This window comes from Marinobacter sp. C7, assembly GCF_022343555.1.
Taxonomy (GTDB): domain Bacteria; phylum Pseudomonadota; class Gammaproteobacteria; order Pseudomonadales; family Oleiphilaceae; genus Marinobacter.
On record NZ_JAKQZH010000002.1, the window covers coordinates 684,596 to 697,125 of the forward strand.

The 12,530-nt window shown below is 59.5% G+C and carries 14 protein-coding genes; 7 read left to right on the plus strand and 7 right to left on the minus strand.

Annotated features, from left to right (window positions below):
- Window positions 1-43 precede the first annotated feature (43 nt).
- From potA to MD273_RS13030, 4 genes are read left to right on the plus strand one after another with little or no spacing between them, the layout of a single operon-like run.
- The gene (potA, locus tag MD273_RS13015) at window positions 44-1,165 is read left to right on the plus strand and encodes a spermidine/putrescine ABC transporter ATP-binding protein PotA (RefSeq protein ID WP_239038213.1); all 1,122 of its coding nucleotides are present in this window, start codon (window positions 44-46) and stop codon (window positions 1,163-1,165) included.
- Entirely contained in the window at window positions 1,158-2,018 is an 861-nt protein-coding gene (gene potB / locus MD273_RS13020; RefSeq protein ID WP_239038214.1) for a spermidine/putrescine ABC transporter permease PotB, read from the plus strand. The genes potA and potB overlap by 8 nt, the downstream gene beginning before the upstream one ends.
- On the plus strand, window positions 2,015-2,785 hold the full coding sequence (gene potC / locus MD273_RS13025; RefSeq protein WP_239038215.1) for a spermidine/putrescine ABC transporter permease PotC: 771 nt from the start codon (window positions 2,015-2,017) through the stop codon (window positions 2,783-2,785). Before potB ends, potC begins: the two co-directional genes overlap by 4 nt.
- Entirely contained in the window at window positions 2,782-3,822 is a 1,041-nt protein-coding gene (locus MD273_RS13030) for an extracellular solute-binding protein (protein ID WP_239038216.1), read from the plus strand. The genes potC and MD273_RS13030 overlap by 4 nt, the downstream gene beginning before the upstream one ends.
- A 59-nt stretch (window positions 3,823-3,881) precedes the next feature.
- Here the strand turns inward: MD273_RS13030 and MD273_RS13035 are convergent, their stop codons facing one another.
- The 5 genes from MD273_RS13035 to MD273_RS13055 all read right to left on the minus strand — a co-directional run bounded on the left by MD273_RS13035 (window position 3,882) and on the right by MD273_RS13055 (window position 8,091).
- Window positions 3,882-4,325, minus strand: a complete 444-nt coding sequence (locus MD273_RS13035) for a universal stress protein (RefSeq protein ID WP_239038217.1) — start codon at window positions 4,323-4,325, stop codon at window positions 3,882-3,884.
- A 33-nt stretch (window positions 4,326-4,358) separates the two neighbouring features.
- Window positions 4,359-5,645, minus strand: a complete 1,287-nt coding sequence (locus MD273_RS13040) for a TRAP transporter large permease (RefSeq protein WP_239038218.1) — start codon at window positions 5,643-5,645, stop codon at window positions 4,359-4,361.
- Between the two features lie 35 nt (window positions 5,646-5,680).
- Complete coding sequence (locus tag MD273_RS13045; protein WP_239038219.1) at window positions 5,681-6,274, minus strand: TRAP transporter small permease; 594 nt, start codon at window positions 6,272-6,274, stop codon at window positions 5,681-5,683.
- Window positions 6,275-6,381: 107 nt separating this feature from the next.
- Window positions 6,382-7,410 carry a TRAP transporter substrate-binding protein gene (locus MD273_RS13050; protein WP_239038220.1) on the minus strand — a complete coding sequence of 343 codons (1,029 nt, stop codon included), beginning with the start codon at window positions 7,408-7,410 and terminating at the stop codon, window positions 6,382-6,384.
- Between the two features lie 141 nt (window positions 7,411-7,551).
- A complete protein-coding gene (locus MD273_RS13055; RefSeq protein ID WP_239038221.1) occupies window positions 7,552-8,091 on the minus strand; it encodes a YqiA/YcfP family alpha/beta fold hydrolase in 540 nt (179 codons plus the stop codon).
- A gap of 145 nt (window positions 8,092-8,236) precedes the next feature.
- Between MD273_RS13055 and MD273_RS13060 the strand changes: the two genes are divergently transcribed.
- Window positions 8,237-8,755 carry a glutathione peroxidase gene (locus MD273_RS13060; protein WP_239038490.1) on the plus strand — a complete coding sequence of 173 codons (519 nt, stop codon included), beginning with the start codon at window positions 8,237-8,239 and terminating at the stop codon, window positions 8,753-8,755.
- Here MD273_RS13060 and MD273_RS13065 read toward each other — a convergent pair.
- Window positions 8,722-9,741, minus strand: a complete 1,020-nt coding sequence (locus MD273_RS13065) for an LLM class flavin-dependent oxidoreductase (protein ID WP_239038222.1) — start codon at window positions 9,739-9,741, stop codon at window positions 8,722-8,724. The genes MD273_RS13060 and MD273_RS13065 overlap by 34 nt on opposite strands.
- Window positions 9,742-9,749: 8 nt before the next feature.
- Window positions 9,750-10,379: a metallophosphatase domain-containing protein gene (locus tag MD273_RS13070; RefSeq protein WP_239038223.1), complete on the minus strand. Its 630-nt coding sequence runs from the start codon at window positions 10,377-10,379 to the stop codon at window positions 9,750-9,752.
- Between the two features lie 94 nt (window positions 10,380-10,473).
- On the opposite strand from MD273_RS13070, the gene MD273_RS13075 reads away from it, so the two are divergent.
- Both MD273_RS13075 and MD273_RS13080 read left to right on the plus strand, forming a co-directional pair.
- Window positions 10,474-11,361 carry an Nmad3 family putative nucleotide modification protein gene (locus MD273_RS13075; RefSeq protein ID WP_239038224.1) on the plus strand — a complete coding sequence of 296 codons (888 nt, stop codon included), beginning with the start codon at window positions 10,474-10,476 and terminating at the stop codon, window positions 11,359-11,361.
- Complete coding sequence (locus MD273_RS13080; protein ID WP_239038225.1) at window positions 11,354-12,499, plus strand: mechanosensitive ion channel family protein; 1,146 nt, start codon at window positions 11,354-11,356, stop codon at window positions 12,497-12,499. The genes MD273_RS13075 and MD273_RS13080 overlap by 8 nt, the downstream gene beginning before the upstream one ends.
- Window positions 12,500-12,530: the final 31 nt, after the last annotated feature.

The following is a 12,530-nucleotide window of genomic DNA, read 5'->3' on the forward strand; positions in this document are numbered from 1 at the left end:
CGCTTTCTGAAAAAATAGCGGGCTCACTTTCCGGACCGGGCCGATGAAAAAGACACTGCTTTCTCTGAGTAACCTCAGCAAACAGTTTGACGGCAAAAACGTTCTGGATTCCCTGAACCTCGACATCTACGACGGGGAATTCATTACCCTCCTCGGTCCGTCAGGCTGCGGCAAAACCACCTTGCTGCGCCTGATGGCAGGCTTCGAACATCCCGATGCCGGTACGATCACCCTGGCCGGACAGGACCTGACCGGGACCCCACCTGAACACCGGCCCCTGAATACCGTGTTCCAGCATTATGCGCTGTTTCCTCACATGTCCGTTTTCGACAATGTCGCCTACGGTCTGAAGATGGAAAAACGGCCGAAGGAAGAGATTCGTGAGCGCGTCGACGAAGCGCTGGCGATGGTGCAGTTGCAGGATTTCAAAGGCCGGAAACCCCATCAGCTGTCCGGCGGCCAGCAACAGCGTGTGGCCATTGCCCGGGCAGTGGTCAAGCGCCCCCGGTTGTTGTTGCTGGACGAGCCGCTCTCTGCGCTGGATTACAAGTTGCGCCGCACCATGCAGGGCGAATTGAAGCGGTTGCAGCGGGAACTGGGTATCACCTTCGTGTTCGTGACCCACGACCAGGAAGAGGCGCTGTCCATGTCCGACCGGGTTGTGGTGCTCAAGGATGGCGAGGTCCAGCAGCTCGGTACTCCCCGCGAAGTGTACGAACGTCCGGCCAACCTTTTTACCGCGCGCTTTGTCGGTGAAACCAATTTCTTCCCCGGCGAGGTCGAATCAATCCATGACAGCGCCATCACCGTGGATGTGTTCGGTCTCAAACGGACCCTGCGTCGCCCGGACTTTCCGGTACGCCCAGGGCAGCCGCTGCACGTGCTGCTGCGCCCGGAGGACATTCGCGTGCTGGACCCGGCTGATGCGCAGGGCGTCGCCGGCAAGATCATTGAGCGAAACTACAAGGGGAGCACCCTGGATTCGGTGATCCAGCTGGAAGACGGCAGCGAAGTCCTGGCCAGTGAGTTTTTCGATGAGGACGATCCCGCCTTCGATTACCGGTTGGGCGAGCCAGTGAAGGTGAGCTGGGTCGATGGCTGGGAATGGTTGCTTCCTGAGGAGGCGGATGAATCTGTCCATGAGGATGCCCTGACCGATGCCTAGCGTTACCCGGCAGCCGTTCAGGACGGCGGTGCTGGTGCTGGTATGGGGCTGGTTGCTGTTCCTGGTGCTGGCGCCCAACCTGCTGGTGGTGGGCGCCAGCGTGATGACCCGGGACCCGGGAACTTTCATCGCGTTGCCCCTGAACCTGGATGCCTACCGGCAGCTGTTCGATCCCTTGTATCTCGAGGTGTTCCTGCATTCGCTGTATATGGCGGCAATGACCACCCTGGTCTGCCTGCTGGTGGGCTATCCCTTCGCCTGGGCACTGTCGAAACTGGGGAAACAACGCCAGCTGCTGCTGATTTTCCTGCTGATCGTGCCGTTCTGGACCAATTCGCTGGTGCGCACCTACGCCCTGAAGATGCTGCTGGCCACCAACGGTCTGATCAACAGCGCCCTGATGTCCCTGGGCTGGATCGATGAGCCGATCCAGATGCTCTACACCGAGGGCGCAGTGATTATCGGCCTGGTCTATCTGCTCTTGCCCTTCATGATCCTGCCGCTGTATTCGGTCTTCGATGACCTGCGCCAGGAGCTGCTGATGGCCTCCCACGATCTGGGTGCCGGGCGGTTAGCTACCTTTATCCACGTGATCGTGCCCCTGACCCTGCCCGGCGTTCTCGCCGGTGTGATGCTGGTACTGTTGCCGGCCATGGGCCTGTTCTTCGTGCCGGACATCCTCGGCGGCTCCCGTAACCTGCTGGTGGGGAACGTCATCAAGAACCAGTTCCTGGATGCCCGCAACTGGCCGTTCGGCGCGGCTGCCAGCATTGTCCTGACCATTACCATGGCCATCCTGATGCTGGCCCACCGCCTGAGCAAGCAGCGCCTCGGCGAGGGGGGCGCAGGATGACCCGATGGTTGCCAAGAGTCTATCTGGTGCTGGTGTACCTGATGCTGTACGTGCCGATTGGCGTACTGGTGGTGTTTTCTTTCAACGATTCCCGCAGCGGCTATACCTGGGGCGGACTCAGCCTGCGCTGGTACCAGTCCCTGTTCCACAACAACGCCATGGTGGAAGCGATGTGGAACTCACTGTGGCTGGCGCTCTCGGCCGCCACCGTATCCACCATTATCGGTGCCCTGACGGCGCTGGCGCTGCACCGCTACCGTTTCCGGGCCAAGAAAGTGCTCAACGGGATGCTGTTCGTGGTGATGATGTCCCCGGAGATCGTCCTGGCGATCTCGCTGCTCGCGTTGTTCCTGCTGGTGGGCATCCAGCTCGGCTATCTTTCCCTGCTGCTGGCCCATGTCACCTTTTGCCTGCCCTTCGTGGTGATTACCGTGATGGCGCGGCTCAGCGGATTTGACGAAAGCCTGCCCGAGGCCGCGCGGGATCTCGGCGCCTCCGATTTCACCATGACCCGGACCGTGCTGATCCCGGTCATCATGCCAGCCCTGCTGGCGGGCTGGCTGCTGGGGTTTACACTGTCACTGGATGATGTGGTGGTCAGCACCTTTGTCAGTGGCCCGAGTTATGAAATTCTGCCCCTGCGCATCTATTCCATGGTGCGGGTGGGGCTCAAGCCTGAGGTGAACGCCCTGGGCACACTGTTGCTGGTGTTTTCACTGGTTATGCTGATGTTGTCTCAATGGATACTCATAAGGAGCAAACGATGAAGAAACTCGCACTGGCCGGCCTGCTGGCGGTGGGCCTGACTGGCTGCAGTTCCGAGGAACCAAAGGTTCTCAACCTGTATAACTGGTCCGAGTACATGCCGCAGGAAGTACTCACTCGCTTCGAGGAAGAAACCGGCATCCAGGTGGTCTACACCACGTACGACAGCAACGAGGCCATGTACGCCAAGCTCAAACTGCTGGACGACAGCGCCGCTTATGACCTGGCGGTGCCCTCCACCTACTACGTCAGCAAGATGCGCCAGGAAGGCCTGCTGATGCCCATCGACCGCAGCAAGATCGAGGGCTTCGACAACCTGGATCCGGAGCTGGTTAACCTGGATATCGACCCGGACAACAAGTTCAGTATTCCGTACCTCTGGGGCACCACTGGCCTGGCTGTGGACACGGCCGATATTGAAGGCGAGCCGGTTACCGCCTGGGAGGACCTGTGGGACGAGCGCTTTGAAGGCCGGGTAATGCTCACCAACGACATGCGTGAGGTCTTCCATGTCGGCCTCCGTGTGCTGGGCTATTCCGGCAACAGCACGAATCCGGAGCAGATCGAGGAGGCCTACCAGAAACTCACCGAGCTGATGCCCTCGGTACGCACCTTTAACTCCGACGCGCCCCGGGTTCCCTACCTGGAAGGCGAGACCGATGTTGGCATGATCTGGAACGGTGAAGCGGTGATGGCCGAAGAGACCATGCCGTCACTGGAATACGTCTATCCCGACGAGGGCATCATTGCCTGGCTGGACAGCTTCGTGATTCCAAAGAATGCCAAGAACCCGGAGGCGGCTCACCAGTTCATCAGTTTCGTGTTACGGCCTGAAATCTCCGCGCTGATCAGTGAGGAAATCGGCTATGCCACACCGAACCTGCCGGCCCGCGAGATGCTGCCTGACGAGGTGGCCAATAACCGCGCCAGCTACCCCACCGCAGAAGACATGACCAACGCCGAATTCCAGGTGGATATCGGAGACGAGGCGTTGCAGGTCTATGCCAAGTACTGGGAGATGCTCAAGTCCGGGCGGTAATTCCGATGGGAAGGTCCCGGGACAGCCCTGACGGTGCTGTCCCGGGCAGATTTGATAGATCAGACAACAAGGACGGGGCACTTGGCGTGGGACGCCACCCGGTGGGACACGCTGCCCAGGAACATGCCTTCCTTGTCACTGTTGGTGCCCTTGGTGCCGACCACAATCAGGTCGGCTTCCTTGTCTTCCGCAAACTTGATGATCACCCGTGAAGGCCGGCCGGCCTTCACAAAGCCCCGGATCTTGGTCGCGCCATGTTCCTTGGCCAACTCCTTGGCATGATTGACCACGCCTTTCGCATACTCGGAGAGCACTTTATCCGGGATGTCCATGTCAGCCGGGCGGCCGATCGACAATGAGGCTTCGAACAGGCTGTGGTGTTTGTAGACGCACAAAATGTAGATCTCGGCTTCGGGAATGAGTTTCTGGAGTTCGATGGCCTTGTCCAGCGCCTTCAGCGAGGTTTTGGAGCCATCCACCGCGACCAGGATTCTTTTGAACATGAGTGTCTCCTTAAGGACCCTTGAGTCTCTCCGTTAATCCCTGAACGCCAGATCCCGCAGGAACAGGGCGATGTCCGGGAAGGCGATGATCAGGCCGGCTGCGGCCACCAGGATGAAGATGAACGGTGGGGTACCGCGAATGACTTCGAGATAGGGCCGCTTGAAGATGGCGATCGCCGTGAAGATGTCGCAGCCAAAGGGCGGGGTGGCAGAACCGATTGCAACCTGGAGGGTAATCAGTACACCCACCAGAACCGGATCCAGGCCGGTGGACTCGATGGCCGGCGCAAAGATCGGGGTCAGCACCAGAATCACCACGATAGGATCCACAAACATACAGGCAATGAAGAACGCCACGCAGATGGCGATCAACACGCCGACCGGGCCGGCTTCATTGACCCCGACGGCTGCCAGTATGCTCTGCGGGATCTGGGCAAAGGAGATGATCCAGGAGAAGCCGTTACCCACGGCAACCAGGATAAAGACCACTGCGGTGATCAGGCCGGTGGACTTGGCGATGCGCCACACATCGGGCAGCTTCAGCGAACGGAATACCACGAACTCCAGCAGGAACGCATAGAGTACGCATACTGCAGCCGCTTCGGTGGGACTGAAGATGCCGCCGTAGATACCGCCCACGATAATGACCGGGAAGAACAGTGGCCAGAGTGCGTCGCGCACGGAAACCGCCCGCTGCCCCCAGCTCGCCTTCTCTTCGGTGGGGACGTCGTTCTTGTAGGCGTAGATCAGGCAGTAGATCGAGAACATGAACAGGATCAGGATGCCCGGACCGATACCGGCAATGAACAGCTCGGCAATGGAGGTTTCCGAGATAACCCCGTAGATGATCATCCCGATGCTGGGCGGGATCAGGAACGCGATGTCACTGGCGTTGATGATGAGTGCCAGCGTGAACGGGTCCGAGTAGCCGGCTTTCAGCATCTTCGGGCGCAGCGGCGAACCCACGGCGACCACGGTGGCCTGGGTGGAACCCGAGACGGCACCAAAGAGTGTACAGGAGGTCGCGGTACTGATCGCCAGACCGCCTTTAACGTGGCCAATAAAGGCCATGACCATGTTGATCAGTCGATCCGCGGACTGGCCCCGGGTCATGATATCCGCGGCCAGGATGAACATCGGAACCGCAATCAGCGACGCCGGCCGGATGCCACCCATCATCTGCTGGATGAAGGTGCCCATCTGGCCGAAGCCGTCAAACATCATTACAAAGCCGACTACCGCGCCGGTAATCAGCGGAACCATCATCGGGAAGCCCAGCAGCAGTAACCCGATCATGATCACCATCATTATAGTTGCCATGATTTCTTGTCCTTACCTGAGTTCAGCTGCGGGGGTCATACTTCCGATTCGGTATCGGCATAGCCATCAACAACCCCGGTTGAGAGGTATACATCCTTGCTGGTGAAATTCTTGATGGCGGTCAGGAAATACTGGATACCGGTGATGGCGAAACCAACCGGAGCCCAGATGTAGATCCACCAGATCTCGAACCCGAGGGCGGGCAGGATCCGGCCACGGTCGTAGAGAGTCTCGATGTAACCGTAAGAGTGGTAGCAGAGGAAAAACATCACCACCGAGGTGAACAGGGCAATGATGATCATCAGTACCTTGCGTCCCTTCGTCGGGATCGCGTCGTAGACGGCGGACATGCGGATGTGGCGACCATGTCGGGCCGCGTAGCCGATGCCGGCAAAGGTGATCAGTATGATCAGGATTCGGTTGATTTCTCCCGAGAAAAACAGGCCTTCGCCGAAGACGTACCTGGCGATCACGTTCACGCAGGTGTTGATGGCCATGAGGATGACGCCCAGGGCAAGCATGACCGCTTCAATCTTGCTTATCCAGACATCAATGGTTCCCAGAAACCCGGGCAGCCCTGACTCATACGAGCCGGTGTCATCTTCAAGATCCGGGGAATTCTCGGACATGGGGTGCGCTCCAGAACATTCTGCGCCCGACCGGAAAGGGGATGCCGGCAGGGCGGGATTAAGACCGAGTCCCGTCGGCATGAGCCGACGGGACTGTTTCCTTCAGATCAGTCGTTCTGAACTTCTTTCAGGTCTTCCTTGAACTGGTTCAGCAGTTCTTTACCGCTCTCGCCAGTCATTTCAATGAACTTGTCTTCCACCTGCGGCGCACGGGCCTTGAAGGCTTCAATCTGTTCGTCGTTCAGACGGGTTACGGTGACTTCGTCAGAAGCTTTCTTGATCTTGGTCAGGGCTTCTTCCGCCAGGCCATCGATGTGAACGATGATCTCTTCAAAGGCGTAGTCCGCTGCATCCTGAACCAGCTTCTTGTCCTCGTCGGACAGACCTTCGTAGAAGTCCTGGTTCGCCATCATGGCAGTGGTGAACCAGCCATGTTTGGTGAATACCAGGTTCGGAGACACTTCATACAGACCGCCGGACTCGATCCAGAAGATCGGGTTTTCCTGACCCTGGATCATGTTGGTCTGCAGCGCACCGTACACTTCACCCCAGGGCAGCGGAGTCGGTGTGGCACCGAAGGCTGAATAGGTTTCGGACAGCAGCGGGTTGGTCATTACCCGGATCTTCTTGTTGTTGAAGTCCTCAGGCTTGGTGACCGGCTCGTCGACCGTGACAACCATTTCCCCTTCCGGATACATCTTCAGCAGTTCCAGACCTTTTTCCGCGTAAAGCTCGGGGAAGTCCTCGTTGATCGCTTCACTGGTCCGGAAGAACTCAATCACCGTGTCCATGTCAGTCGGCATGAGATAGGGGATGAAGAAGATCTGGGCCTCTGGAATCAGGGAGCCGGTGAAGCCCGGTGACTGGTTCACAAAGTTCAGGATACCGGCCTGGGTCTGCTCCATGATGTCGTCGGATTCGCCCAGCTCGCCGAAACGGTAAACCTGCAAGGTGTGATCCGAGTTTTCTTCGATGTATTCCTTGAACTTGTAAGCGAATACGTCCTGAACGTCGCCTTCGTATTCTTCATGGGCGTAACGCCAGTTGGCTGCGTTTACGGCATTTGCCGCGGTCAGGCCGGCAAACGCCAGCGCTGAAATGCAAGCCAGTTTCCTGAATTTACTCTTGCTGCTCATCGGGTTGTCTCCGCTCGTTATTTTACGTTAATCCATTGTTACGTTAATAAAGACTGGCAAAACAAAGTGGTTTTCGCAAGAAAATGGCGGAAATAAGCCAACATCGGATACAGGTTTTAGCCGGATCGCAAGTGCATGAATTCAGGATGGATTCAGTTCGGAAAGGCAGGTTTCAAGGAAGAAGGTGAACTCCCGTACCACCCTGTCCACGCTGTTTTGCAGCCGGTGTCCGTCCGGGAGGATCAGAGTGGCGAGCTGCTGTTCGCGGGCCAGTTCCAGAACCGGCATTATCGGTACCACATCGTCGTCCCAGCCATGGATGATCTGGGCATGTCTCGCGCGAATGACAGGCCGGGATTGGGGGTAGCGGGGTAATGCCAGCGCCGGGGCGAGCAGGAAACAGCCCAGCACCGGGGTGAGTGCGCTGGTCTGGGCGCAGACCCAGCCGCCCATGCTCGACCCGGCCAGAATCGTGCGCTCCGGAACAGCCCCTGCCCGGTCCATGGCGGTTTGCATCTGCTGAAGGCGAACGTCCGGATCCTTGCTGCTGCGATGGTCAATGGCCTCGGCCTGCACATTGGGAAAAGCTTCGGCCGCCTGCTTCATGGCCTGGATCTTGGTGCTGCCCGGGCCGCTTTCGAGTCCGTGGGAAAGAAACAGGTGAATGGTTTCCTGGGACATTTGAAGATTCCTGAATCGAGTGTTTACGGGGATGATTGCGGTTGATGCCGCGGGTGTCCAGTGGTCAGAACCATATCATCGCGTTTCGCGTAAGATTGAGTCAGGTACAAGGAGACTGACTATGTCCAGACTGATAGCCATCCTCATGTTGGCCGCCCTGTCCGGCTTTGCCCAGGCAGAGGAGGTGAAAGGCTGTCCGGCTTTTCTTGATCATGAGCAGCGCAAACTGCATTCCCGGGAGTCCGTCAACCTCTGTGAGCTTGCAGGCGGCAAACCGATGCTGGTGATCAACACCGCAAGCCGGTGTGGCTATACCGGCCAGTTCGAGGGACTTGAGGCATTACACCAGCGCTACGCCGACAAGGGGCTGGTTGTGGTCGGCTTCGCCAGCGATGACTTCCGGCAGGAGGCAGACAGCGAGGAAGAAGCGGCGAAAGTCTGCTTCGTCAATTTCGGCGTCACCTTCACCATGATCGCCCCGGGTCCGGTGACCGGCTCCGACGCCAATCCGGTCTTCCGGGAACTCAACCGCCAGAGCGAGCCACCCCGGTGGAATTTCACCAAGTACGTGGTGGACCGGGATGGTGCCGTGGTAGAGCGGTTTCCGAGCCAGGTCCGGCCGGAAGACCCTCAGTTGATCGAGGCGGTGGAGTCGGTGCTCTGACGCCGGGTGGCGGCCAGGATATCGAGGGCATGGCGGCGCTTTGCGGGCTCGTAGATGTCCACGGTAAACATCAGCTCTTCCACTTCGACTGTCGCCAGCAGGTTGTCGATCTGCTGTCCAATCGAGTTTGCATCGCCCAGCAGCTGCAGCCCGAGAAAGTCCCGGACACTGGCTTCTTCACCGGCGTTCCAGAGGCCCTCCATGGTCTCCACCGGGGGCTTCATCCACAGAGGCTGACCACGGAACAGGGCCAGAATACGTTGGTAGCTGGTGGTGGCCAGAAAGCGTGCTTCTTCTTCGGTGTCCGCCGGAATGGCGGGGACCGCGAGCATCGCCCGGGGCTCGGGGAAGCGCTCCGAAGGCTGGAAATTATCCCGATAGACCCGCAGGGCCTCTCGATAGAGTCTCGGCGCAAAGTGGCCCGCAAAGGCGTAGGGCAGCCCGCGCATGGCAGCCAGCTGGGCGCTGTAAAGACTGGAGCCGAGCAGCCAGATGGGCACGTTGGTGCCGGCACCGGGGATGGCCTTGACCGGCTGGCCGGGCTGCAAAGGTCCCAGCAGGGTTTGCAGGCGGGCAACGTCTTCCGGGAACTGTTCAGCGCCCAGTCCGTCCCGGCGGAGCGCGCGGGCCGTTATCGGGTCAGTGCCCGGGGCGCGGCCCAGGCCCAGGTCGATGCGGCCCGGGTACAGGGATTCGAGTGTTCCGAACTGTTCGGCGATCACCAGGGGTGGATGGTTGGGGAGCATTATCCCTCCGGAACCGACACGGATTGAGTGGGTCTTGCCTGCGATGTGGCCAACCAGTACCGACGTTGCCGAGCTGGAAATGCCTTCCATGTTGTGGTGCTCGGCCAGCCAGAACCGTTTGAACCCCAGTTGTTCTGCATGCCGGGCGTAGGCCACGCTGTTGGCCAGGGTGGTGCCCACGGAGTCGCCTTCGCGCACCGAGGCCAGTTCAAGCAGGGAGTAATCGGGTTGGTTGGACATGGTGCTCCTCAAAGGTCCAGGGTGACGGGCAGATTGAGCGGCTTGTAGCTGCCGGTACAGGTGCTGGCGTTGACATGGAGGCAGTTGCCCACCTGTTTCTGGCCATAGCTTTCATGGATGTGGCCAAAAATGTGGAGCCTCGGCCGCCGGGTTTCAATGGCCCGGGCAAGTTCTTCGCAGCCCACGGACTGGTCCCCGTGGCTGCCGGGGACGGTGTCCAGGATGCCGGCAGGCGGGCCATGGGTGATCAGCACATCCAGGTGGTCCGGTATTCTTGCCCAGCGTTCGGCCAGTTCCGGCCCCCGCTCCAGGTTGAACGCCCAGTTGAAGAACACCGGGGTCCAGGGACTGCCCCAGAACTGTAGCCCCTCCAGTTCCAGGCCGCTGTCCTGGAGGTAGTGGGCGTGAGTAAGCAGGATGCGGGATTCTTCCGGTTCGTCCTGGAAGCACCAGTCATGGTTGCCGGCGATCAGGATCTTGTGACGGTGGGGCAGACTGCCGAACCAGTCATTCAGATCCTCCAGGTCATCCAGGGTGCCCTGGCCAAGGCAGTCGCCGGCGTGGATCAACAGGTCGCCATCCGGGACCTTTACCTGGCGATGCATGCCGTGGGTGTCGGAAATACAGACGATTTTCATGGAAATCTCCCATTGGCGGGCTGTCGGGGCGCATTGGCCAACGATCTACGATAGCATTTTCAGCTGCTGAACCCCCATTGATCCAGGAGTGATTGTGCGACTGATCCTGAGCCGGAAAGGCTTCGATTCATCTGCCGGAGGCTGCCCCAGTCCGGTGCTGCCGGATGGTTCCCTGTGTGTTCTGCCGATTCCCGATCCGCTCTCGAAGATTCGTTATGACGATGTGTCGTTCTGCTCGCGTCGTTTGGGCAAGATCGCCAGGGACCTGTCTGGCGGGCGGGTACGGGCCGGTTCCGGCGCGCACCTCGATCCCGACCTGGTGACCGGGGCGCTTCCACGTCAACCGGGGTGGCGCCCGCTGCTTGGCCAAACCGGATCCGCCCAGGGCCACCTGAAGAATCAGGGCGTGGGTGAGGGGGATCTGTTTCTGTTTTTTGGCGTATTCCGCAGGGCTGAGATTGTACGTCGTCGGTGGCGGTTTGTGCCCGGTACCAGGCCGTTTCATGCGGTCTGGGGCTGGCTGCGGGTGGGGCAGATGCAAGCAGTTGATGATCTGCCGGCGGATGCATTGTCCTGGGCCCGCTACCATCCTCATTTCTGCCGTGGACCGGACCCCGGCAACACTCTGTACATAGCCTCGGACCGCTGGCGGTTGTCGGGTGATCGGCCCCTCGTGCCAGGGAGTGGTGTGTTCCACAGGCTCGAGGAACGGCTGATGCTGACGGATCCCGAGGCGCGGCTGCCCACGCGATGGCGGTTGCCGGCCGGATTTTTTCCCACCGCCGGCAAACCGGCGCTAAGCTATCATCTGAATGCTGATCGATGGCGACTGCAGCCGCCCTGGTGTTACCTGACCAGTGCAGCGAGAGGCCAGGAATTTGTGCTGGACCTGGATGCCTATCCCGGGTTGCTGCCCTGGCTGGCAGGGCTGATAGGGTCGGGTAGCGCTGATAAAGACAACAAGGAAATGGCGAATGGCTGAGACATTTATCGGGGCTGTGATCGAGCAACTGAAGAAAAACCTCGGTGACACCGTCAATGCCCTTGGCGGAGGCCGGATGGATTGGGGGAGTTTTGCGGTCCATGCCCTGAGCCAGTTGCTGATCTCGGTGTTCTACCTGGCCCTGTTTCTGGGGGCCTACCTGTTGGTGATGGGGCTGATCCGGCTGTTGGTCGGCAAACGCCGGGCTGCCCACCCTGTGGTTGGTCACGTAAGCACGGGACTGCGTTACCTGGCGGGGCTCGGCGCCTTGCTGGTGATCCTGGCCCAGTTCGGGGCCGGGTCCGAGTTCCTGGGGGCAATGGCCAAGGCCGGTTTGATGGCCCTCGGCTTTTTTGTCGCCTGGCTGCTACTTGGTCGGCTGATCCGGGAAACGATGATCCGCTATCGGCTGGATCCGTCGATCCGGCAATTGGTCGAGAATCTGTTCTCGGTGCTGGCGGTGACCTTTGCGGTGGTGACTGTCCTCGCCCAGTTCGGATTCGACGTCGTTTCCATCGTGGCGGGGCTCGGGATTGTGGGTATTGCGGTGGGATTTGCCGCCCAGTCCACCCTCTCCAATTTTATCGCCGGTATCACCCTGCTGATTGAGAGACCGTTCCGGATCGGGGACTGGGTGACCATCAACGGCCAGGATGGCAAGGTGGTGAAGATCGCCCTGCGGACGACGTGGCTGCGGACCCGGGATAACATTTTTACCATGATCCCCAACGACAGCGTGGCGTCCTCCGACATCGTCAATTACAGTGCCGAGGGTGCAACACGACTGAACATTCCGGTGGGCATTGCCTATAAGGAATCGGCCAGGGCCGCCAGGGAAGTCATCATGCCGGTATTGCGGGCGCACCCGGAGGCATTGCAGTCGCGGGGCATGGAACCCAGAGTATTGATGGAGAGCCTGGGAGATTCATCGGTCAACCTGAAAGCGCAGGTGTGGATTACTCCGGACAACCTGGACGTTCAGCCTACGATCATGGCCGAGATCCTCGAGCAGATCAAAGAAGCGCTGGATGCAGCCGGAATAGAGATACCGTTCCCGCATTTGCAGCTGTTCATCGATGATGCCAAGGGGCTGAAGCCGCTAGTGGAGCCCCTGTACCCGAAACTGGCGGGTGAGTGATGCGCCGTTTCCGCGTTGGATTCGGCCCTGG